The organism is Pseudomonas sp. LS2P72 (genome assembly GCF_054897865.1).
In genome coordinates, this window is the sequence record NZ_CM142708.1 from 1,672,163 (window position 1) to 1,692,254 (window position 20,092).

Annotated in this window: 21 protein-coding genes; 10 read left to right on the forward strand and 11 right to left on the reverse strand. The window is 59.6% G+C overall.

Features of this window, described 5'->3' with window-relative positions:
- Window positions 1-10: 10 nt before the first annotated feature.
- The 4 genes from ACYZUA_RS07730 to norR form a co-directional block, all read right to left on the reverse strand.
- Entirely contained in the window at window positions 11-337 is a 327-nt protein-coding gene (locus ACYZUA_RS07730) for a hypothetical protein (protein ID WP_461962629.1), read from the reverse strand.
- A gap of 278 nt (window positions 338-615) precedes the next feature.
- Window positions 616-1,074, reverse strand: a complete 459-nt coding sequence (locus ACYZUA_RS07735) for a GNAT family N-acetyltransferase (protein ID WP_461962630.1) — start codon at window positions 1,072-1,074, stop codon at window positions 616-618.
- A 27-nt stretch (window positions 1,075-1,101) separates the two neighbouring features.
- Entirely contained in the window at window positions 1,102-2,004 is a 903-nt protein-coding gene (locus tag ACYZUA_RS07740; RefSeq protein ID WP_461962631.1) for a chemotaxis protein CheW, read from the reverse strand.
- A 115-nt stretch (window positions 2,005-2,119) separates the two neighbouring features.
- Window positions 2,120-3,670 carry a nitric oxide reductase transcriptional regulator NorR gene (gene norR, locus ACYZUA_RS07745; RefSeq protein ID WP_461962632.1) on the reverse strand — a complete coding sequence of 517 codons (1,551 nt, stop codon included), beginning with the start codon at window positions 3,668-3,670 and terminating at the stop codon, window positions 2,120-2,122.
- 156 nt (window positions 3,671-3,826) lie between these two features.
- Here norR and hmpA point away from each other — a divergent pair, with 156 nt between their 5' ends.
- Entirely contained in the window at window positions 3,827-5,008 is a 1,182-nt protein-coding gene (hmpA, locus tag ACYZUA_RS07750) for an NO-inducible flavohemoprotein (RefSeq protein ID WP_046048235.1), read from the forward strand.
- Between the two features lie 94 nt (window positions 5,009-5,102).
- Here hmpA and ACYZUA_RS07755 read toward each other — a convergent pair whose 3' ends face one another.
- The 5 genes from ACYZUA_RS07755 to ACYZUA_RS07775 all read right to left on the reverse strand — a co-directional run bounded on the left by ACYZUA_RS07755 (window position 5,103) and on the right by ACYZUA_RS07775 (window position 10,442).
- Window positions 5,103-5,759, reverse strand: a complete 657-nt coding sequence (locus ACYZUA_RS07755) for a helix-turn-helix transcriptional regulator (RefSeq protein WP_095130521.1) — start codon at window positions 5,757-5,759, stop codon at window positions 5,103-5,105.
- Window positions 5,760-5,851: 92 nt separating this feature from the next.
- Entirely contained in the window at window positions 5,852-6,979 is a 1,128-nt protein-coding gene (locus ACYZUA_RS07760) for an NAD(P)/FAD-dependent oxidoreductase (protein ID WP_461962633.1), read from the reverse strand.
- A 146-nt stretch (window positions 6,980-7,125) separates the two neighbouring features.
- On the reverse strand, window positions 7,126-8,073 hold the full coding sequence (locus tag ACYZUA_RS07765; RefSeq protein ID WP_461962634.1) for an ornithine cyclodeaminase family protein: 948 nt from the start codon (window positions 8,071-8,073) through the stop codon (window positions 7,126-7,128).
- A gap of 126 nt (window positions 8,074-8,199) precedes the next feature.
- Entirely contained in the window at window positions 8,200-9,687 is a 1,488-nt protein-coding gene (gene rhlB, locus ACYZUA_RS07770; RefSeq protein ID WP_461962635.1) for an ATP-dependent RNA helicase RhlB, read from the reverse strand.
- A 98-nt stretch (window positions 9,688-9,785) separates the two neighbouring features.
- Entirely contained in the window at window positions 9,786-10,442 is a 657-nt protein-coding gene (locus tag ACYZUA_RS07775; RefSeq protein ID WP_461962636.1) for an alpha/beta hydrolase, read from the reverse strand.
- Window positions 10,443-10,909: 467 nt separating this feature from the next.
- On the opposite strand from ACYZUA_RS07775, the gene ACYZUA_RS07780 reads away from it, so the two are divergent.
- From ACYZUA_RS07780 to ACYZUA_RS07795, 4 genes are all read left to right on the forward strand, one after another.
- Window positions 10,910-11,938: an amino acid ABC transporter substrate-binding protein gene (locus ACYZUA_RS07780; RefSeq protein ID WP_461962637.1), complete on the forward strand. Its 1,029-nt coding sequence runs from the start codon at window positions 10,910-10,912 to the stop codon at window positions 11,936-11,938.
- A 65-nt stretch (window positions 11,939-12,003) separates the two neighbouring features.
- A complete protein-coding gene (locus tag ACYZUA_RS07785) occupies window positions 12,004-13,185 on the forward strand; it encodes an amino acid ABC transporter permease (RefSeq protein WP_461962638.1) in 1,182 nt (393 codons plus the stop codon).
- Window positions 13,186-13,195: 10 nt separating this feature from the next.
- Window positions 13,196-14,293: an amino acid ABC transporter permease gene (locus ACYZUA_RS07790; protein WP_461962639.1), complete on the forward strand. Its 1,098-nt coding sequence runs from the start codon at window positions 13,196-13,198 to the stop codon at window positions 14,291-14,293.
- Between the two features lie 10 nt (window positions 14,294-14,303).
- Window positions 14,304-15,068, forward strand: a complete 765-nt coding sequence (locus ACYZUA_RS07795; protein WP_008147575.1) for an amino acid ABC transporter ATP-binding protein — start codon at window positions 14,304-14,306, stop codon at window positions 15,066-15,068.
- 58 nt (window positions 15,069-15,126) lie between these two features.
- On the opposite strand, the gene ACYZUA_RS07800 is transcribed toward ACYZUA_RS07795, so the two are convergent.
- A complete protein-coding gene (locus ACYZUA_RS07800; RefSeq protein ID WP_461962640.1) occupies window positions 15,127-15,615 on the reverse strand; it encodes a type II toxin-antitoxin system MqsA family antitoxin in 489 nt (162 codons plus the stop codon).
- A complete protein-coding gene (locus ACYZUA_RS07805; RefSeq protein WP_461962641.1) occupies window positions 15,612-15,923 on the reverse strand; it encodes a type II toxin-antitoxin system MqsR family toxin in 312 nt (103 codons plus the stop codon). The genes ACYZUA_RS07800 and ACYZUA_RS07805 overlap by 4 nt, the downstream gene beginning before the upstream one ends.
- 165 nt (window positions 15,924-16,088) lie before the next feature.
- Between ACYZUA_RS07805 and ACYZUA_RS07810 the strand changes: the two genes are divergently transcribed.
- From ACYZUA_RS07810 to ACYZUA_RS07830, 5 genes are all read left to right on the forward strand, one after another.
- The gene (locus tag ACYZUA_RS07810) at window positions 16,089-16,748 is read left to right on the forward strand and encodes a FadR/GntR family transcriptional regulator (protein ID WP_461962642.1); all 660 of its coding nucleotides are present in this window, start codon (window positions 16,089-16,091) and stop codon (window positions 16,746-16,748) included.
- The gene (locus ACYZUA_RS07815; RefSeq protein WP_461962643.1) at window positions 16,738-18,054 is read left to right on the forward strand and encodes a CynX/NimT family MFS transporter; all 1,317 of its coding nucleotides are present in this window, start codon (window positions 16,738-16,740) and stop codon (window positions 18,052-18,054) included. Before ACYZUA_RS07810 ends, ACYZUA_RS07815 begins: the two co-directional genes overlap by 11 nt.
- A 112-nt stretch (window positions 18,055-18,166) precedes the next feature.
- Entirely contained in the window at window positions 18,167-18,637 is a 471-nt protein-coding gene (locus ACYZUA_RS07820) for a nuclear transport factor 2 family protein (protein WP_461962644.1), read from the forward strand.
- A gap of 39 nt (window positions 18,638-18,676) precedes the next feature.
- Window positions 18,677-18,997 (forward strand): GIY-YIG nuclease family protein, encoded by a 321-nt coding sequence (locus ACYZUA_RS07825; RefSeq protein ID WP_461962645.1) that lies wholly within the window; start codon window positions 18,677-18,679, stop codon window positions 18,995-18,997.
- Between the two features lie 88 nt (window positions 18,998-19,085).
- Window positions 19,086-20,021, forward strand: a complete 936-nt coding sequence (locus ACYZUA_RS07830) for a glutathione S-transferase family protein (RefSeq protein ID WP_461962646.1) — start codon at window positions 19,086-19,088, stop codon at window positions 20,019-20,021.
- Window positions 20,022-20,092 lie beyond the last annotated feature (71 nt).

The window sequence follows — 20,092 nt, forward strand, 5'->3', positions numbered from 1 at the left end:
TATGCGCCAGTCACTGCGCCTTTGCGGCTGGGCGGATGGAGTCCCATTCGGTGACGTAGGCGGTTTTGCTTTTCTTGTTGTAGAGACACAGTTCGGTGCCTTGCTGGCCTTTCATGTGTTTTTGCGGGTATTGGCCTTGCAACAGAAGTGCGGTGTAGCCAACCCGGTCATCGAACTGCGCGGCGTTGCCCACGGGTTTGGCTTTCGTCAAACCGCTGGCCTTGGTGCAACTGGCGAGCACGGCTTTGTCGTAGGCGGCCCAGGCGTCGGAGCTGGAGGCGTGGGCCTGGGAGGCGAGAGCGGTGAGGCAAAGGATAGTCAGGTGTGCTGCTTTCATGGGATCGGGCATCCTTGGGGGTGTTTTGGCCAAGGTTGGAGTATGCCTGATGGTTTCAGGTTGAATGTGTCGGCCCCTTCGCGAGCAGGCTCGCTCCCACATTGGCTCTGCATAGGACACAGATTTGTGTAAGACAAAGATCCATTGTGGGAGCGAACTGTGGCGAGGGGATTTATCCCCGTTCGGCTGCGAAGCAGTCGTCAAACCGGGCAAATCGGTCTGTCTGAACGGACGGGGGCCGCTTCGCGCCCCAACGGGGATAAATCCCCTCGCCACAGTCAGGCCGGAACCGGTTCCCGGCGGACCACACGCATTCCGGCGTTTTCATACAAACGCTGCGCCCGAAGGTTGTCTTCCAGCACCTTCAGATCCACAAAACCTTCGCGTCGTTGCTGAAATATCTTGAAAGCATGTAGCAGCAACGCGCGCCCTAATCCTTGCCCCTGAGCCCGTGGATGTACCACCAGGTTTTTGATGTAGGCGCTGGTCCAGCACTGGCACACGCCGACGATACCTTCGGCATCCAGAGCGATAAAGCACAGGCTCGGATCATATTCAGGATCGGTTTCAAAATGCTGTTGCCAGACGTCGAGTGCCGGCACGCGACCGCCACCTTGCTGATAACCCAGCTCCATCAGACGATGAACGGCTTCAGCCAGGTCGGGGCGGTAGTCGGTGAGGACAATTCCCTTAGGCCACGTGATCGCGGGCACACCTTCAGCGAGGTTGCGCCGCATCAGAAAGCAGAAGTCCTTGCTCAAGCCTCAATGACCTTGGTCAGCGACAGCCTTGGCTGCTTCGATCAGGCATTTGGTCAGTTCTGGCGAGGAGAACTTGGTCAGTACCGCGTTCGCGCCGGCAAGACGGGCCTTTTCGCTGTTCATCGCACTGTCCAAAGAGGTGTGCAGCAGAACATACAGGTGCGAAAAGTCCGGGGTTTCGCGCAAGGTGCGGGTGAAGGCGTAACCGTCCATCTCAGACATTTCGATGTCCGAGACGATCAGGTTGATCTGCTGGGCCGTGCCTTGCAGGTCCAGCAGGCAGTCGATGGCTTCCTTGGCACTGCGCGCGGTGTGGCATTGCAGGCCGAGGTTGCGCAGGGTGTGCACCGATTGCTGCAACGCCACCTGGCTGTCATCGACCACCAGGATCCGAGCGTTGCCGAGTACTTCGGCGTCTTCCATGCTCAGTTCGGTCGGGGCCGTTTCGATCTGCGCCGGGGCGATGCCATGGATGACTTTTTCGATGTCCAGCACCTGTACCAATGTGCCGTCGACCGAGGTCACGCCAGTGATGTACGAACGCACGCCGCCAGAGCCAAAGGGCGGCGGACGGATGTCGGTGGTCAGGCAGTGGACGATCTTGCTCACGGCTTGAACGTGCAAACCCTGCTTGGAGCGGCTGACATCGGTGACGATCAGGCAGCCACCGTTCGGGTCTTCCAGCGGCCGTTCGCCGATGGCACGGCTGAGGTCGATCACCGACAACGAGGCACCGCGCAGGGTGGCGATGCCTTTGACGTGTGGGTGCGACTCCGGCAGCTTGGTCAGCGGCGGGCAGGGAATGATTTCACTGACTTTCAGCAGGTTGATCGCCATCAGCTTGCCGCTGCGCAAGGTAAACAGCAGAAGCGAAAGTGAATCTGCGCGGGCTTTGTTTGAAGACATAAAAACCTTCTGTGGAAAAAGGTGATGGGCGACCGCGAGGATCGCCAACAGCTATCGATGCCGGGTTATCGACTTGTTGTGGGCAGGCTTTAGGGGTATTCCCTATCCGGCGGGATTACTTCATACCCAATCTTTTCGCCATTCGCCCAAGGTTCGCCCGATCCAAGCCTAGCTCACGCGCCGCACTCGCCCAATTCTTATGGTGCCGTTCCAGACAGGCGTCGATCAGTCGACGCTGATAATCCTCGGTCGCCGCCCGCAAGTCTCCCGAGACCAAAGCCGCAGGGCTGACAGGGACTGGCTCGGTTGCAGGCTCAACGCGGCCAGTGGGCAAATCCAGATCCGCTGCACTCAAGCTGAGAATCTTTGGCCTCTCCTTGCAATTACCCAGTGCCTTCAAGGCGCTGCGGCCAATCAAGTGCTCCAGCTCCCGGACATTGCCCGGCCATGCGTACGCCAGCAATGCAGCCTGTGCATCGCTGTTCAGGCGCAGGCTATTGAGGCCCATACGAGAGCGGTTTTGCTCCAGGAAGTAGCCGCTGAGCAACAGCACATCCCGCCCACGGTCACGCAGTGCTGGCACCAGCAACGGATAAACGCTCAGGCGGTGATAGAAGTCGGCACGGTAGCGGCCGCTGCGCACTTCCTCGGCCAGGTCGCGGTTGGTCGCGGCGATCAGACGTACGTCGACCAGGTGCTCTTTATCCGAGCCCAATCGCTGCAGCTGACCGCTTTGCAGGACTCGCAGCAATTTGGCCTGGACGGTCAGGGACAGCTCACCGACTTCATCGAGAAACAGTGTGCCGCCATTGGCCAGTTCAAATTTGCCGCGCCGATCGTTCATCGCGCCGGTGAAGGCGCCGCGGACGTGGCCGAACAGTTCGCTCTCCACCAGCGTGTCTGGTAGCGCGGCGCAGTTGAGGCTGATGATCGGCTTGTCGGCCCGGGGCGATGCGGCGTGGATGGCCTGGGCGACCAGTTCCTTGCCGACCCCGGTTTCGCCAGTGATCAGCACGGTCAGATCGCTGCCTCCCACCAGATTGATTTCTTCCACCAGCCGTTTGTGGGCCTTGCTCTGGCCAATCATCTCGCGGTTCTGCTGGCCGCTGGCTTGTCGGTAAACCTCGGCGCGCTGATGTTCGTCTTCGACACGATTGGCCAGGCGTTCGATGCGCTCGGCGGCGTTGACCGTTGCGGCGGCGAGGCTGGCGAAGGCTTCCAGGGCGTCCAGCTCGATCGGTTCGAAGCGCTCCGGATCGAGTGCGTCGAGGGTCAGCAAACCCCATGGACGCTCATCGATAAACAGCGGGCAACCCATGCAGTCGTGGACTTCCAGATGATCATCGAGGCCATCGACCAGGCCGTCGTAAGGGTCGGGCAAGTCGCTGTCGGCGGCGAAACGGGTCGGACCGTGACTGCTGAGCAGCGCTTCGAAACGCGGGTGTTCGCTGACTTTGAAGCGTCGGCCGAGGGTGTCGGTACTCAACCCGTCGACGGCCAGTGGCACCAGCCATTCGCCATCGAGGCGCAGCAGTGCGGCAGCATCGCAGGGGAGCAGGGCGCGCATGGCTTCGAGCAAGCGCCGATAACGCTCGCCTTCGGGGAGTTCGCGGGACAGGTCGGCGACCAGTGGCAGCAGGGTGGTGAGCAAAGCTTTTGCAGTCATAGTGACTCCATGTAGTCGGTATGACTATAAGTCGTGGTGTGTCGATATGACTATAAAGAATTTAACTAATTGATTTATAAGGTTTTAATTTGTGGCACGGAAACTGATAAGTACAAGGCAGTCAGTTAGCAATCCAAGTAGATCAGGAGTCACCTTATGCTTAGCGTTCAAGACCGTGCAATCGTCAAATCCACCGTGCCCTTGCTGGAAAGTGGTGGCGAAGCATTGATCACTCATTTCTACCGCATGATGCTGTCCGAGTACCCGGAAGTTCGCCCGCTGTTCAACCAGGCCCACCAGGCCAGTGGTGATCAGCCGCGCGCCCTGGCGAACGGTGTCTTGATGTATGCGCGGCACATTGACCAGCTCGACCAGTTGGGCGACCTGGTGGCCAAGATCATCAACAAGCACGTGGCCCTGCAAATCCTCCCGGAACACTACCCGATTGTCGGCGCCTGCCTGCTGCGAGCCATCTCCGAAGTGCTGGGCGACGAGATCGCCACACCTGAAGTGATGGCGGCCTGGGGCGCTGCTTACGGTCAATTGGCCGACATCCTGATCGGCGCCGAAACCAGCATCTACGACCAAAAGGAACAGGCACCGGGCGGCTGGCGCGGAGCGCGGGAATTCATCGTGGTGGCCAAGGTCGAGGAGAGTGCGGAAATCATCTCGTTCTACTTCGAACCGGCGGACAAAGGCCCGATCCTGGCGGCAGAGCCGGGCCAGTACATCGGCATGAAACTGATCCTCGATGGCGAAGAGATTCGTCGTAACTATTCACTGTCGGCCTTGGCCAACAAGGGCCAGTACCGGATCAGTGTTAAACGTGAAACCGGTGGCCGCGCCTCCAACCATCTTCACGATCAATTGCATGTGGGCTCCAGCATCCAACTGTTCCCGCCATCGGGTGAATTCACCCTGACCGACAGCGATAAACCGTTGGTGTTGATCAGCGGCGGCGTCGGCATCACTCCGACCCTGGCGATGCTCGAAGCGGCGCTGGCGACCGAACGGCCGGTGCACTTTATCCACTGCGCGCGTAACGGTAGCGTTCATGCTTTCCGCGACTGGATCGATGGCTTGGCCGAACGTCATCCGCAACTCAAACGCTTCTATTGCTACGACGAAGATGATGGCGTGAGCCCGGCGGCGCACAAGGTTGGCCTGTTGAGTCAGGAGCAACTGGGCGAGTGGTTGCCGCAGCAGCGCGATCTGGACGCTTACTTCCTCGGTCCTAAAGGCTTCATGGCGGCGGTCAAGCGTCACCTGAAAGCGCTGGGTGTACCGGAGAAGCAAAGCCGTTACGAGTTCTTCGGGCCGGCTTCGGCGCTGGAGTAACCGCTGATCCTGTAGGAGTACGGCTTGCCGGCGATGGCGATCTCAAGGACGCCATCGCCGGCAAGCCGTGCTCCTACGGAGGTGTATCGGTCTTTCAGCCCTTCAATTCCTTCAAATGTTTGTACACCGTTGCCCGCCCCATGTTCAGCACGTTCGCCACATAGTTGGAGGCGCTTTTGCCTTTGAAGGCGCCTTCGGCGTGCAGTGCCAGCACCAGTTCGCGCTTATGGTCACGGGTCAGCAGGTTCAGGCTCAGCTGACGTTCGCGCAGCCAGGCGTGGAGGAAAGTGTTGATCCGCTCCTGCCAGTCATCGCGAAACAGCGAGTCCGGCTGCGGAATCAACTTGCTCGGCGACAGGAATAGATCCAGTGCAGCCTTGGCATTTTCGAACAACGAAATATTCAGATTAATGCACAGCACCGCCAGCGGATGACCTTCGCTGTCGCGCAGCACGCTGCTCAGGCTGCGAATCTTCTGGCCATCCCAGTTGAGCTTTTCGTACGGCCCGATGTTTCGTTCGCTGATCTCTTCGCTGAGCATGTCCTCCAGCGCCGAGTCGTCACCGATTTCCCGTTTGGACAGGTTGTTGGCGATGTAGTCGACCTTCTGCGTGCGCAGATCGTGCAGCACCACCTCGGCGTGAGGAAAGAACAATGTGGCGATGGCATCGGCGATCGCACGGAAGTTGTCCAGCGGCGAGCTCTTCAACGCAGAGTCATCACCGGCTGGTTCTTGTTCTTGGGCGTTCATAAAGTGGAGCTCCAGACAGCATCAGCGCCCCGTCAAAAAAGGGCGCTGGAAGTTTGCCGCAATCGTGTCGACACGTCACCTTCGTCCGAATGTCAGCCCAGTCGCGACGGGGAGAGCATCTGGGTGTTCAGACCGAAGCGAGTCAGTTGCTCGGGCAGGGCTTCACCGCGTACCAGTGCAGCGCTGGCCTGGCCCATGGCCGGCGAGGTCTGGATGCCATAACCGCCTTGTGCCGCTACCCAGAATAACCCCGGCACCTGCGGATCGAAACCGGACAGCAAATCACCGTCGCTCACGAAACTGCGCAAGCCGGCCCAGGTGCGGGTCGGACGGCGGATGGTCAGGGTGGTGGCTTCTTCGATCTGGTAGATGCCCATTGCGATGTCCAACTCTTCGGGCTGCACGTCGTGCGGTTCCACCGGGTCGGCGTTGGCTGGCGAGCCGAGGAACATTCCGGCGTCGGGCTTCATGTAGAAGGATTCGTCGAGGCTGACCAGCATTGGCCAATGGTGGATGTCCACGCCCTCGGGGCCAGCGAAGATGAACGCCGCACGGCGCTTGGGTTGCAGGCCCAGTGGTTTGGCACCGGCGAGCTCACCGATTTTGTCGGCCCAGGCGCCTGCTGCGTTGATGATGATCGGGGCGCTGAATGTCTGACCGCTGGTTTGCACATGCCACACACCTTCGGCGTCCCGGGTCAGGCCCATGACTTCGCTGTCGGTATGAACTTCGCCTTTGTTGCGTCGGATACCGCGCAGGTAACCCTGGTGCAAGGCATCGGTGTCGATGTCGCTGGCAGTCGGGTCGTAAATCGCACCATGGACTTTTTCCCGGCGCAGGATCGGCAGGCGCACGCAGGCCTCGTCGGCGCTGAGCAGCTGCATCTCCGGCACCGTGGCTTTGGCACTCAGGTATTGATTGTTCAGTTCGGCCGGGTCGCCGGTGAAGTCCACGGTCATCTCGCCACGCGGGGTCAGCAGCGGGTGTTCGCAGAAACCGGTCGGAGGCGCGTCGAAGAAGTCGCGACTGGCCTGGGTCAGCGCCCGAACTTGAGGCGTGCCGTAGGCGGCGGTGAACAGTGCAGCTGAACGTCCGGTGGAGTGGTAAGCCGGATGGGACTCGCGTTCGAGCACGATCACTCGGGCATGCTGCGACAACCAGAAACCGGTGGAAGCGCCGGCAATCCCGCCGCCGATGATGATGAAGTCTGCCTGGCTCATGAACGTCTCCTGGTGGGCGCAAAGGCCAAATGTGTTGAGTGCCCTGTAGGAGCGAGGCTTGCCCGCGAATGCATCACCGCGGTTTACCTGAATGACCGCGGCGTCTGCATCGCGGGCAAGCCTTGCTCCTACAGGATCGGGGGGTGTTAGTGCTGTAGGCGGTAGATGGCATTTGCCAGTGCGATGTCTTCCAGGCCCAGACCAATGGAGCGGAAGAACACATGACGGTCATAGTCGGGGCGCTGGATTTTTTCGCTGAGCAGATCGGGCAGGTCGCCGACAATTGCGCCTCTGTCCCAGCCATGTCGTTCGCCGGCAATCAGCATCTCGCCGGCCGAGCCTGGGGTGGTCAGACGATAGTCGCAGAACACTTGCATGTCATTGAGGCTCTGCGGCGGCACTTCGTGGGCACGCGGCGCGTTGGTGCTGATGGAGGTGATCAGTGCCGGTTTGCTCAAGCTTGACGGGTCGATCACCGGGCCTGCGGACGAGGTGCAGAGCATGATGACATCGGCGTCTTGCACGGCCGCTTCACGACTGTCGACGATGGTCAGCCGAGGATCGAGACGTTGGAGCTGCGCCAATACGTCGGGATTTTTGTCGCTCAGGCTCGGCGAGTAGAGGCTGATGCTCTGCCAGTCGCGCAGCCCTTTGACGTAGTGCAAGTGCGCCTGGGCGACCTTGCCGCTGCCGATGATCGCCAGGCGTCGGGCCTTCAGCGGGGCGAGGGCGTCGACCGCTACTGCGGTTGTTGCAGCGGTGCGTGCCGTGGTCAGTTCGCCGGCATCGCAGAGCAGCAGCGGCTGGCCGGTCTGCATCGACATCAGCAGCGTCCAGGCGGTCACCAGCGGACCTTGTTCTCGCACGATGTATGGCGAAGTCTTGACTCCGTAAACGCCGTCTTCGGCCAGCACGCCCAGGTAGTTGATGAAATCGCCGGCGCCCTGTGGAAACTCCACTAGCTGCTGCGCCGGTTGCACGGCTTGCCCGGCGGCCAGGTCGCGGAACAGTTTGCGCAGGATCTGCGGCACGTCGACCTGCGCCAGCAGCTCGCGGGCCTGAGGTTGGGTGATCACGTAAGGCGTACTGGTCATGGTCGGCTCCGGGAGCTGGAAGTAAACTAATTTGTCCATTATGGACTTTTGGTTGTCTCGATCAATGTCCGGACGAAAAAAAAGCGCAGTCCGTTTCCGGCTGCGCCTCTTTTAATGCGACCCGCGTTACGGGCGCTTGCGCTCAACCGCCCGCAGCAGATGCGTCGGTGGCGTTTCACAGCTGATCTTGCGACCCAGCAGCGCCTCGATGGACGGTAGCTGGTAGGAGTCGTCTTCACCGGCAAAACTGATGGACACGCCATCGGCGCCTGCGCGACCGGTGCGGCCGATACGGTGCACGTAATCGTCCGGGACTTCCGGCAGGGTGAAGTTGATCACGTGGCTGATGCCGTCGATATGAATGCCGCGACCGGCCACATCGGTGGCGACCAGGACGCGGATCTTGCCTTCGCGGAAACCTTCCAGGGTCTTGATGCGCTTGTGCTGCGGCACGTCGCCGGACAGCTGCGCGGCGTTGACGCCGTCACGCACCAGGCGTTCTTCGATGCGCCGCACTTCATCCTTGCGGTTGGCGAACACCATCACCCGCTCCCAACCGTTGTCGTTGACCAGGTTGTAGAGCAGTTTGTATTTGTCGGCACCGGCCACGGCGTAGATGTGCTGCTCGACGTTTTCGCTGGCCACGTTCTGCGACTCGATCTCGACGATCGACGGGTCGGTGGTCCATTGCTTGGCCAGGTTCATCACGTCTTCGGTGAAGGTCGCGGAGAACAGCAGCGTCTGACGCTCGTTCTTCGGCGGAGTCTGGCGAATGATCTGACGCACTTGTGGGATGAAACCCATGTCGAGCATCCGGTCGGCTTCGTCCAGGACCATGACTTCGACCATGTCCAGGTGCACGTCGCCGCGCTGGTTGAAGTCCAGCAAGCGGCCCGGTGTGGCCACGAGGATGTCGCAGTGACGGGCTTCGAGGTGTTTGAGCTGCTTGTCGAAGTCCATGCCGCCGACAAACGTCATGACGTTGAGGCCGGTGTATTTGGTCAGGTCGGCTGCGTCCTTGGCAATCTGCACCACCAGTTCACGGGTCGGTGCAATGATCAGCGCCCGCGGCTCGCCCATGTAACGCTCTTTCGGCGGCGGAGTTTCCAGCAGCTGGGTGATGATCGAAATCAGGAACGCTGCGGTTTTGCCGGTTCCGGTCTGGGCGCGACCAATGGCATCTTTGCCGGCCAGGGTGAAGCCGAGGACTTGTGCCTGGATCGGCGTGCAATACGGGAAGCCCAGGTCCTGGATGGCGTGCATCAGTTCGGGGGCGAGTTTGAAATCGTGGAATCGGGTTTTGCCTTCCTGGGGTTCGACGGCGAAGTCTTCGAGTTTCCAGGGAATAACCGGTGCTTTTGGCTTCGGTTCGCGACGCGGTCGGGCAGGTTTCGCAGCTTCGCTGCCCGGTTCTTCAGAGGCCTGAGCCTCAACGGGTTGGACGGCCGGTGTGGGCATCGGCTCGTGCTTCGGTACCGCTACGGTTGCGGTCCGGCCAGACTGATTACCGTCGGTGCGGTGGCTGGGATGGTGAGACGGAGCGCTGGAGACTGGCGCGAGCTGCTCAGTCTCGCTTTTACCGAACATTTTCTTGAGTGCTTTGAGCACGGTCATCTCATCAATTGGTTAAGGAATATACGCCGGCCAGTGTAATGCAAGAATCGGGCGCGGCGTAGTGGGATGGATCAATGGGCTGCTTTTCACATAAACAGTTAACGCAAGCGCTCGGCGAGCCAGACACCAATGTCGCGAATCTCCTCGGGTAACACTTCGTGCCCCATTGGGTATTCCTGCCATGTCACGGTGACACCACGCTGCTTTAAATACTCGTAGGCGGTGCGGCCCATGGAGTTTTGAACGACGTCATCGTACTGGCCGTGTAAAGACAGCACGGGAATGCGCTGCTGGCTGGCGGAAAGCTCCAGTTCATCGCTGAAGGTCGGTGCGTAGGTCGAGAGGGCAAGTACGCCACCCAACGGACCCTGCCATTTCAGAAAGGCTGTGTGCAATACCACCGCGCCACCTTGGGAGAAACCGGCAAGAAAGATGCGCGAGGCGTCTATTCCGCCGGCCTTCTGCTCTTCGATCAAATCAAAGACCCGTTGCGCAGACGCTTCCAGCTGCTCACGACTGATCGCGCGCGCCGGGCTCATGGCCAATATGTCGTACCAGCTCGGCATCTCGTAGCCGCCGTTGATGGTGACGGCACGGGTCGGTGCCTGGGGGAGAACGAAGCGGGTGGTCAGCAGGCTTTCCTGCAACGCCTCGGCCACCGGCAAGAAGTCGTAGCGATCGGCGCCCAGGCCGTGCAGCCAGATAACGCAGGCGTCTGCGGGCTTGACGGGCTGAAGAATCAAGGGCTCGGTCATGGTTGCTCCAATTTTGTGCAGGCGCTCTCTTTGAGTGCGAGGTCTGAGTGCGTGCCTGGTTGATCAGTTAAGAAGATGTCGCAAGGCTACAAGTTTTGCTATTGACCTGTCGCGCAATCGCTTCGGCGAGCGGTCTGGTACGGGCTTTGCTATGGGGAAACGGTGCAACCCATCTCGCGCCTTGCGGTAACACTATCAGTGTACTGCTGGCGGTGGGATAGCAAAGAATCCGGTGATGGATGTTCGCCAGTGGCCGCTACGGGCTTCGCGAACGTGAAAGGGCTACAGCCCGTTCGGCCGATTGGTGAGAAGTGAGTTGTCCATGATGTGGATTTTCTCCTACTAGACTCATAGCGCAGGTCTTACGTCGGTTGACCCCAAAAAAAGCCAACACGGGTCAACAACGCCTCATAAGGGTGCGACTGGACTCAAGCTCCGACACAACAAGAGCAAAACTGGAGGTTTGAATGAAGATGTTGAAATCCACCCTGGCTATCGTGACTGCAGCCGCAGTACTCGGTGTCAGTGGGTTCGCTCAGGCGGGTGCAACCCTGGATGCAGTGCAGAAGAAAGGTTTCGTACAGTGCGGCGTCAGTGACGGTCTGCCTGGCTTCTCGGTTCCGGACTCGACTGGCAAGATCATCGGCATCGATGCTGATGTCTGCCGCGCTGTGGCTGCTGCCGTTTTCGGCGATGCGACCAAAGTCAAATTCAGCCAGTTGAACGCCAAAGAGCGCTTCACCGCGCTGCAGTCCGGCGAAATCGACGTGCTGTCGCGTAACACCACCTGGACCAGCTCCCGCGATTCGGGCATGGGCCTGGTGTTTGCCGGTGTGACTTACTACGACGGCATCGGCTTCCTGGTGAACAACAAGCTGGGCGTGAAGAGCGCTAAAGAGCTCGACGGCGCCACCATCTGCATTCAAGCCGGTACCACCACCGAACTGAACGTTTCCGACTACTTCCGCGGTAACGGTCTGAAATACACCCCGATCACCTTCGACACCTCCGATGAAAGCGCCAAGTCGCTGGAATCCGGTCGTTGCGACGTGCTGACCTCCGACAAATCCCAGCTCTACGCACAACGCAGCAAGCTGGCGACCCCGACCGACTACGTCGTTCTGCCGGAAACCATCTCCAAGGAGCCTCTAGGCCCGGTCGTGCGTAAAGGCGACGAAGAGTGGTTCAGCATCGTCAAGTGGACCCTGTTCGCGATGCTCAACGCTGAAGAAATGGGCATCACCCAGAAAAACGTTGAAGCTGAAGCCCAAGCCACCAAGAACCCGGACGTTGCTCGTCTGCTGGGCGCTGACGGTGAATACGGCAAAGACCTGAAAGTGAAGAAAGACTGGGTCGTGCAGATCGTCAAGCAAGTGGGTAACTACGGTGAAGTGTTCGAGAGAAACCTCGGCAAAGGCACTCCACTGGCCATCGACCGCGGGCTGAACGGCCTGTGGAACAACGGCGGCATTCAATACGCACCACCAGTGCGCTGATGGTTCTATCACCCGGTGGGCCAACCACCGGGTGATGTTCTGTTCCATTACATCCGGGGCACTTCATGCAAAATTCAATCGGCGCACCAAAGCAGAGGCTCAGCCTCAGCGATCCCAAAGTGCGTGCGTGGCTGTTTCAGATCATCACCATTGTGGCGGTGGTCTCGATGGGCTGGTACCTGTTCGACAACACGCAGACCAACCTTCAACACCGGGGCATTACCTCCGGTTTCGACTTTCTGGAGCGCAGTGCCGGTTTCGGCATCGCTCAACACCTGATCGACTACACCGAATCGGACAGCTATGCCCGGGTGTTTGTCATCGGCTTGCTCAACACGCTGCTGGTGACCTTCATCGGCGTGATCCTGGCGACGATCCTCGGGTTCATCGTTGGTGTGTCACGGCTGTCAAAGAACTGGATCATTGCCAAGCTGGCGACGGTGTATGTAGAGGTTTTCCGTAACATTCCGCCGCTGCTGCAAATCCTGTTCTGGTACTTCGCGGTGTTCCTGACCATGCCGGGGCCACGCAACAGCCATAACTTCGGCGACACTTTCTTCGTCAGCAGCCGCGGCCTGAATATGCCCGCAGCGTTGGCGGCGGACGGTTTCTGGCCGTTTGTGGTGAGCGTCGTCATAGCCATTGTCGCCATCGTGCTGATGTGCCGCTGGGCCAACAAGCGTTTTGAAGCGACGGGCGTACCGTTCCACAAGTTCTGGGTTGGCCTGGCGATGTTCCTGGTCATCCCTGCGCTGTGCGCGCTGGTTTTCGGCGCGCCGGTGCACTGGGAAATGCCGGAGCTCAAGGGCTTCAACTTTGTCGGTGGCTGGGTGCTGATCCCGGAACTGCTGGCGTTGACTCTGGCCCTGACCGTGTACACCGCGGCGTTTATCGCCGAGATCGTGCGTTCGGGCATCAAGTCGGTCAGCCACGGCCAGACGGAAGCGGCGCACTCGTTGGGGCTGCGCAACGGTCCGACCCTGCGCAAGGTGATCATCCCGCAAGCCCTGCGCGTGATCATTCCACCGCTGACCAGCCAATACCTGAACCTGGCGAAGAACTCCTCGCTGGCGGCCGGTATCGGTTATCCGGAAATGGTCTCGTTGTTTGCCGGTACGGTGCTGAACCAGACCGGGCAGGCGATCGAGGTGATTGCTATCACCATGAGCGTGTACCTGGCGATCAGTATCAGCATTTCCCTGCTGATGAACTGGTACAACAAGCGCATTGCGCTGATCGAGCGGTAAGGAAAAGCGCATGACGACTCATACTTTCAAGCCTGACATGCCTCCACCGAACAGAAGCATCGGTGTGGTGGCGTGGATGCGCGCGAACATGTTCTCCAGCTGGCTTAACACCTTGCTGACCCTGTTTGCGTTCTACCTTATTTACCTGGTGGTCCCGCCGATTCTGGAATGGGCGATCCTCGATGCCAACTGGGTTGGCACCAGCCAGGCTGACTGCACCAAGGAAGGCGCCTGCTGGGTGTTCATCCAGCAACGCTTCGGCCAGTTCATGTACGGCTACTACCCGGTGGACCTGCGCTGGCGCGTTGACCTGACCGTATGGCTGGCGGTCGTCGGCGTGGCACCGTTGTTCATCTCGCGCTTCCCGCGTAAAGCGGTGTACGGGCTGAGCTTTCTGGTGGTGTATCCGATTGTTGCCTGGTGCCTGTTGCACGGCGGCGTCTTCGGCCTGACCCAGGTGGCGACCAGCCAGTGGGGCGGCTTGATGCTGACGCTGGTAATCGCCACCGTCGGTATTGCCGGTGCATTGCCGCTGGGTATCGTCCTGGCGCTGGGCCGTCGTTCGAACATGCCGGCGATTCGTGTGGTCTGCGTGACCTTCATCGAATTCTGGCGCGGCGTGCCGTTGATCACAGTGCTGTTCATGTCCTCGGTAATGCTGCCGTTGTTCCTGCCGGAAGGCATGAACTTCGACAAACTGTTGCGGGCGCTGATTGGCGTGATCCTGTTCCAGTCGGCCTACGTCGCCGAAGTGGTGCGTGGCGGTCTGCAAGCGATTCCCAAAGGTCAGTACGAAGCGGCCGCAGCGATGGGCCTCGGTTACTGGCGCAGCATGGGCCTGGTGATTCTGCCGCAAGCCCTGAAGCTGGTGATCCCCGGCATCGTCAACACCTTCATTGCGCTGTTCAAGGACACGAGCCTGGTGATCATCATCGGCCTGTTCGACTTGCTCAACAGCGTCAAACAAGCCGCCGCCGACCCGAAATGGTTGGGCATGGCCACCGAAGGCTATGTGTTCGCGGCCCTGGTGTTCTGGATTTTCTGTTTTGGTATGTCGCGCTATTCCATGCATCTGGAACGCAAGCTCGACACTGGCCACAAGCGTTAGGAGTTCTCTGATGAGCGAAGCAATCAAAAAGCCTGTGAGCCCTGAAGGCATTATTCAGATGCAGGGCGTGAACAAGTGGTACGGCCAGTTCCACGTGTTGAAAGACATCAACCTGAACGTTAAACAGGGCGAGCGTATCGTTCTGTGCGGCCCGTCGGGTTCCGGCAAATCCACCACCATCCGTTGCCTCAACCGTCTGGAAGAACACCAGCAGGGTCGCATCGTGGTTGATGGCGTGGAGCTGACCAACGACCTCAAGCAGATCGAATCGGTCCGCCGCGAAGTCGGCATGGTGTTCCAGCACTTCAACCTGTTCCCGCACCTGACCATCCTGCAGAACTGCACGCTGGCGCCGATGTGGGTGCGCAAGATGCCCAAGCGCAAGGCCGAAGAAATCGCCATGCATTACCTGGAACGCGTCCGCATTCCGGAGCAGGCGCATAAATTCCCGGGGCAACTGTCCGGCGGTCAGCAACAGCGTGTGGCGATTGCCCGTGCCTTGTGCATGAAACCGAAAATCATGCTGTTCGACGAACCGACCTCGGCACTCGACCCGGAGATGGTGAAAGAGGTTCTCGACACCATGATCGGCCTGGCCGAAGACGGCATGACCATGCTCTGCGTGACCCACGAAATGGGCTTCGCCCGCACCGTTGCCAACCGTGTGATCTTCATGGACAAGGGTGAAATCGTTGAGCAGGCTGCGCCGAACGACTTCTTCGATAATCCGCAGAACGAGCGCACCAAGCTGTTCCTGAGCCAGATCCTGCATTGATTGGCGCTTGGCAGTGAAATAAACCCGGACAGTGTTCCGGGTTTATTTTTGTCTGGGGTTATTGCGTCAGGGCGGTTTCCTGTTCCGGATGACGTGTCGCCAACAGCTGCTTTAAATCGGCGCCCTCGCTGAGCGCGTGCACCTCGGCCATGAGATGCGGGTGGCGATCCAGCAAACGCATCAGCGTAAACAGCGGTTGAGGAGGGGCGAGTTCACCGCGCTCGTAGCGGGAAAACGCATTGTGCCCGCCGCCAGAGAGTAACTTCACCGCGTCTTTCTGTGTGAGGTGCAATTTGCGGCGGATACGTTTTATCTCGGATCCCATGACTTGAAAGCAGTCTTCCAGCAGTTGATCGCCTGCATCGACGTATCGTTCGGCGCTGTCTGTGGTGTCATCAAAGATGATTTCACCGCACAGCTTGCATTCCCAACCGGCTAGATCGTGTACCAGTCGCGACATTTGCTTGTAATTGACGGTGAGACTGCGATCGACGAAGTGATGCATGCCGTCGCGGGCGCCACAGCTCATGCATTGCCGTATTTTCATAGGTTTTTCTCCTTGAAGGAGATCACTGGGGCGCCACCGCCGGGGCAGTAGGTCACTTTAATGTAAATCTCCTGATCATTAAGTTTTGCGTGGTAAACGTCCTGCCAGGTTCGGTGATCCAAATAAGTGGTCATGGATTTGTAGAGCATCCTTCTCTCCAATGTATAAATGACCTTTTGCATGCTCTTGTAATTGAGTCCCATGCTCCTGCCTGTCTCCAGCGCTATGTTAGTGAAAGCGTGGACCCCCATCCTGGCAACCTCCGCCTTGACCACTGCCAAGTCGTAATGAGGTGTGTTCTTTTCCATAAGACACTTCAACCCTGAGATAAAAATTACCCTTAAAGGGTAATTTTAACAATCGAAAATCCCGCTCCTTTTTCCGCCCCTTAACCCTAGGCGGTTGTCCTCTCGGACGAAGCTGACTAACATGTCAGAAAATTCATCCTATGATTGGATGAAAGGGCGAATCCTATGTCAGACATTTCTCCGCTAGTTAAACGGTCCCTGGTCGACCAGGCGCTGGACCAGTTACGCCTACGAATCACCGAAGGCGTCTGGACGGTCGGCCAGCGTTTACCCACCGAACCTGAGCTGTCCGCCGAGCTGGGCATCAGCCGCAACACCGTGCGTGAAGCCATGCGCGTATTGGCGTTTTCCGGGTTGATCGAAATCCGTCAGGGCGACGGTAGCTATTTGCGGGCGGTGGTCGATCCGCTCGACACCCTGAAGGCGTTGTCCCGCTGCTCCCACGAGCAAGCCCGGGAAACACGGCACATTCTGGAAGTCGAGGCCATCGGCCTGGCTGCGTTGCGTCGTACCGACGAAGACCTGGTGGCATTGCGCGAGGCGTTAGGCGTCAGTGGCAGCCACTATCACGGCGATCTCGACACGTATATCGCCTGCGATCTGGTGTTCCACCGCCGTCTGGTTGACGCCGCACACAACCCGACTCTCAGCGAGCTGTACCGCTATTTCTCCAGCGTCATCGGGGCGCAGTTGCGCGAAACCCTGAACATTTCACCTCGACGCCAAGAAGTGTTCGACCTTCATATCGAACTGCTTGATGCCGTCGAACAACGCGACCCGGAACGGGCCAAAGCCCTGTCGAGGCAGTTGATCAATGAACCTTGAAACCGAGAACCCCATGTCCAGCCAGCAGGTCAACAACCGCAGCATTCCCCAGGCCAAGCGCACGGCGGAGCTCGAAGAGTTGCTGATCGACGCTGAGGCGGATGACGAACAGGTCCAGCAAAGTCACCCGATCCTGCGCCGCCCATGGCTGTTGTTGCTGGGCTTGATTCTGGTGGCGCTGAACCTGCGCCCGGCGCTGTCGAGCATGGCGCCGATGCTCAGTGAGGTTTCGAAAACCCTCGGTTTGTCGGCAGCCCAGGCCGGTTTGCTGACGACATTGCCGGTGCTGTGCCTCGGTTTGTTTGCACCGCTGGCGCCCGTGCTGGCACGACGTTTCGGTGCCGAGCGAGTGGTGTTGGGCATTCTCTTGATGTTGGCCGGCGGGATCATCCTGCGCAGTTCGTTCGGCGAGATCGGCCTGTTTGCCGGCAGCGTATTGGCCGGTGCCAGCATCGGTGTGATCGGTGTATTGCTGCCCGGCATCGTTAAACGCGACTTCGCGAAACACGCGGGCACCATGACCGGTGTCTACACCATGGCCCTGTGCCTGGGGGCGGCGATGGCCGCGGGCGCGACCGTGCCGTTGAGCGAGCATTTCGACAAGAGCTGGGCCTTGGGCCTAGGTTTCTGGGTGGTTCCGGCATTGGTCGCGGCGATTTTCTGGTTGCCGCAAGTCGGCCAGAAACACGGCGCGCACAACGTCGCGTATCGGGTTCGCGGTCTGTTGCGTGATCCACTGGCCTGGCAAGTGACGCTGTACATGGGCCTGCAATCTTCTCTGGCCTACATCGTGTTCGGCTGGTTGCCATCGATCCTGATCGGTCGCGGCCTGACGCCGACCCAGGCGGGTCTGGTGCTGTCAGGCTCGGTCATCGTTCAGTTGGCGAGTTCATTGGCGGCGCCATGGCTGGCGACGCGTGGCAAGGATCAGCGTCTGGCGATCGTCATCGTCATGCTGCTGACCCTTGGCGGCCTGTTCGGTTGCCTCTACGCACCGATCGAAGGCTTGTGGGGCTGGGCGATCCTGCTGGGTCTCGGGCAGGGCGGTGCGTTCAGTCTGGCGTTGACCCTGATTGTGCTGCGTTCGCGGGACGCCCATGTCGCGGCGAACCTGTCGAGCATGGCCCAAGGCTTCGGTTACACCCTGGCGTCCATGGGGCCGCTCGCGGTCGGTATCGTGCATGACTGGACCGGCGGCTGGAACGCCTTGGGCTGGATTTTCGGCATCATCGGCCTTGGGGCGATCATCGCCGGTCTTGGCGCCGGACGTTCGCTGTACGTCCAGGTCGAAAGCGAAAGGGTCTGACAGCCGCACACTGTCGGTATTCGGCTCACGAATGCCGATAGTGTTTCGCGCCTTTGTTGACTATCGTGCAGGCAATCCTTTGAAACCACGTTGCACATCAGGGAGCCTGCCCATGAGTGATGCCCACAACGCATTGATCACCCAGTTCTACCAAGCCTTCCAGCGGCTGGATGCTGAGGCCATGAGCGCCTGCTATACCGACGACGTGGTGTTCAGTGATCCGGCGTTCGGCGAATTGCACGGCCGCGATGCAGGCGACATGTGGCGCATGCTTACCACCCGGGCCAAGGATTTTTCCCTGACGTTCGATAACGTGCGCAGCGACGAGCGCACGGGTGGCGCCCATTGGGTGGCGACGTATCTGTTCAGCCAGACCGGCAACACCGTGGTCAACGACATTCAGGCGCGGTTTGTTTTTCGCGACGGCAAGATTTGCGAGCATCACGACAGCTTCGATCTGTGGGCCTGGTCCCGACAGGCGCTGGGTTTCAAGGGGCTGTTGTTGGGCTGGACGCCGGCGGTGAGAAACGCCGTGCGCGCTCAAGCCATGAAGGGGCTGAAGGCATTCCAGGCCAGTCGCTGATAAGATCGCGGCTTGTTTCCTACAAGCCATGATCGTCACGTGAACACCGCCAGCGAATCTTCCGTCATTGCCGCCGAACCGATGCTACCTGTCAGCAAACCCTGGTTCGTCTACCTCGTTCGCGCGGCCAATGGTTCGCTCTACTGCGGGATCAGCGACGATCCCGTGCGCCGCTTCGCCACCCACCAGAGTGGCAAGGGCGCGCGTTTTTTCCTCTCCAGCCCTGCCGTGGCACTGGTCTACACCGAAGCCTGTCGCGACAAAAGCGAAGCGCTGCGTCAGGAACGGCTGATCAAAAAGCTCAAGAAAAGCGCCAAGGAATGCTTGGTGGCGAGTGCCGTTGCGGGCTTATCAATCTGACTGATAAGTGCCCATCAGGCGGATCGGTGGGCTGTTCAGGGAATGCGCGCTAAGCTGCGGATTCCCTATTCGTGCGGCGGAGCCGAGCATGTCCGATTTGATTCTTCATCATTACCCGACGTCCCTTTTTGCCGAAAAGGCTCGCTTGCTGCTGGGCTTCAAAGGGTTGTCCTGGCGCTCGGTGACGATCTCGCCGGTGATGCCAAAACCCGATCTGACCGCGCTGACTGGCGGCTACCGCAAGACGCCGGTATTGCAGATTGGCGCGGATATCTATTGCGACACGGCGCTGATCGCCCGTCGTCTGGAACAGGTAAAAGCCTTGCCGGCGTTCTTCCCCGAAGGTCAGGAAATGATCGCCGCGACCTTCGCCGCGTGGGCGGATTCGGTGGTGTTCCAGCACGCGGTCAGCCTGGTGTTTCAACCGGAATCGATCGCTGTGCGCTTCGGCAAGTTGCCGCCGGAAGCGATCAAGGCGTTCCTGGCTGATCGCGCGGAGTTGTTCAGCGGTGGCAGCGCCACACGATTGTCGGCAGAGCAGGCTCGGCATCAATGGCCGACGATCATGACGCGTCTGGAGCAGCAGCTTCAGCGTGAGCAGGGCGACTTCCTGTTCGGCGAGCCGTCGATTGCCGACTTTGCCCTGGCCCATCCGTTGTGGTTCCTCAAAGCCACGCCCGTCACGTCACCGTTGGTCGATGCTTATCCAGCGGTTTCGGCCTGGCTGGGGCGCGTGTTGGGCTTTGGTCATGGCGCGTTCAGCGAGATGAGCTCCGAGGAGGCGCTGGAGATTGCGCGCAATGCCACACCGGCCGCATTGCCGGATGAGCGATTCGACGAACCGAATGGTTTTGAGGCGGGTCAGCAGGTGGTCATTGCCGCCATCGACTACGGCGTTGACCCGGTGGCGGGTGAGTTGCTGTTTGCGGGCAGTGAAGAATTGATTCTGCGTCGCGAAGACGAGCGGGGCGGTGTGGTGCATGTGCACTTCCCGCGGTTCGGGTTCCGCATCGAAAAACGCTGACACCCACTCCTTTGTAGGAGCATGGCTTGCCCGCGATGAACGATTACACGGTGTGACGGTTACACCGAGTC

Excerpts from the sequence above, each read along its gene's own strand:
- ACYZUA_RS07730 (WP_461962629.1), bottom strand. The coding sequence starts at position 337 with ATGAAAGCAGCACACCTGACTATCCTTTGCCTCACCGCTCTCGCCTCC.
- ACYZUA_RS07735 (WP_461962630.1), bottom strand. The coding sequence starts at position 1,074 with ATGCGGCGCAACCTCGCTGAAGGTGTGCCCGCGATCACGTGGCCTAAG.
- ACYZUA_RS07740 (WP_461962631.1), bottom strand. The coding sequence starts at position 2,004 with ATGTCTTCAAACAAAGCCCGCGCAGATTCACTTTCGCTTCTGCTGTTT.
- norR (WP_461962632.1), bottom strand. The coding sequence starts at position 3,670 with ATGACTGCAAAAGCTTTGCTCACCACCCTGCTGCCACTGGTCGCCGAC.
- hmpA (WP_046048235.1), top strand. The coding sequence starts at position 3,827 with ATGCTTAGCGTTCAAGACCGTGCAATCGTCAAATCCACCGTGCCCTTG.
- ACYZUA_RS07755 (WP_095130521.1), bottom strand. The coding sequence starts at position 5,759 with ATGAACGCCCAAGAACAAGAACCAGCCGGTGATGACTCTGCGTTGAAG.
- ACYZUA_RS07760 (WP_461962633.1), bottom strand. The coding sequence starts at position 6,979 with ATGAGCCAGGCAGACTTCATCATCATCGGCGGCGGGATTGCCGGCGCT.
- ACYZUA_RS07765 (WP_461962634.1), bottom strand. The coding sequence starts at position 8,073 with ATGACCAGTACGCCTTACGTGATCACCCAACCTCAGGCCCGCGAGCTG.
- rhlB (WP_461962635.1), bottom strand. The coding sequence starts at position 9,687 with ATGACCGTGCTCAAAGCACTCAAGAAAATGTTCGGTAAAAGCGAGACT.
- ACYZUA_RS07775 (WP_461962636.1), bottom strand. The coding sequence starts at position 10,442 with ATGACCGAGCCCTTGATTCTTCAGCCCGTCAAGCCCGCAGACGCCTGC.
- ACYZUA_RS07780 (WP_461962637.1), top strand. The coding sequence starts at position 10,910 with ATGAAGATGTTGAAATCCACCCTGGCTATCGTGACTGCAGCCGCAGTA.
- ACYZUA_RS07785 (WP_461962638.1), top strand. The coding sequence starts at position 12,004 with ATGCAAAATTCAATCGGCGCACCAAAGCAGAGGCTCAGCCTCAGCGAT.
- ACYZUA_RS07790 (WP_461962639.1), top strand. The coding sequence starts at position 13,196 with ATGACGACTCATACTTTCAAGCCTGACATGCCTCCACCGAACAGAAGC.
- ACYZUA_RS07795 (WP_008147575.1), top strand. The coding sequence starts at position 14,304 with ATGAGCGAAGCAATCAAAAAGCCTGTGAGCCCTGAAGGCATTATTCAG.
- ACYZUA_RS07800 (WP_461962640.1), bottom strand. The coding sequence starts at position 15,615 with ATGAAAATACGGCAATGCATGAGCTGTGGCGCCCGCGACGGCATGCAT.
- ACYZUA_RS07805 (WP_461962641.1), bottom strand. The coding sequence starts at position 15,923 with ATGGAAAAGAACACACCTCATTACGACTTGGCAGTGGTCAAGGCGGAG.
- ACYZUA_RS07810 (WP_461962642.1), top strand. The coding sequence starts at position 16,089 with ATGTCAGACATTTCTCCGCTAGTTAAACGGTCCCTGGTCGACCAGGCG.
- ACYZUA_RS07815 (WP_461962643.1), top strand. The coding sequence starts at position 16,738 with ATGAACCTTGAAACCGAGAACCCCATGTCCAGCCAGCAGGTCAACAAC.
- ACYZUA_RS07820 (WP_461962644.1), top strand. The coding sequence starts at position 18,167 with ATGAGTGATGCCCACAACGCATTGATCACCCAGTTCTACCAAGCCTTC.
- ACYZUA_RS07830 (WP_461962646.1), top strand. The coding sequence starts at position 19,086 with ATGTCCGATTTGATTCTTCATCATTACCCGACGTCCCTTTTTGCCGAA.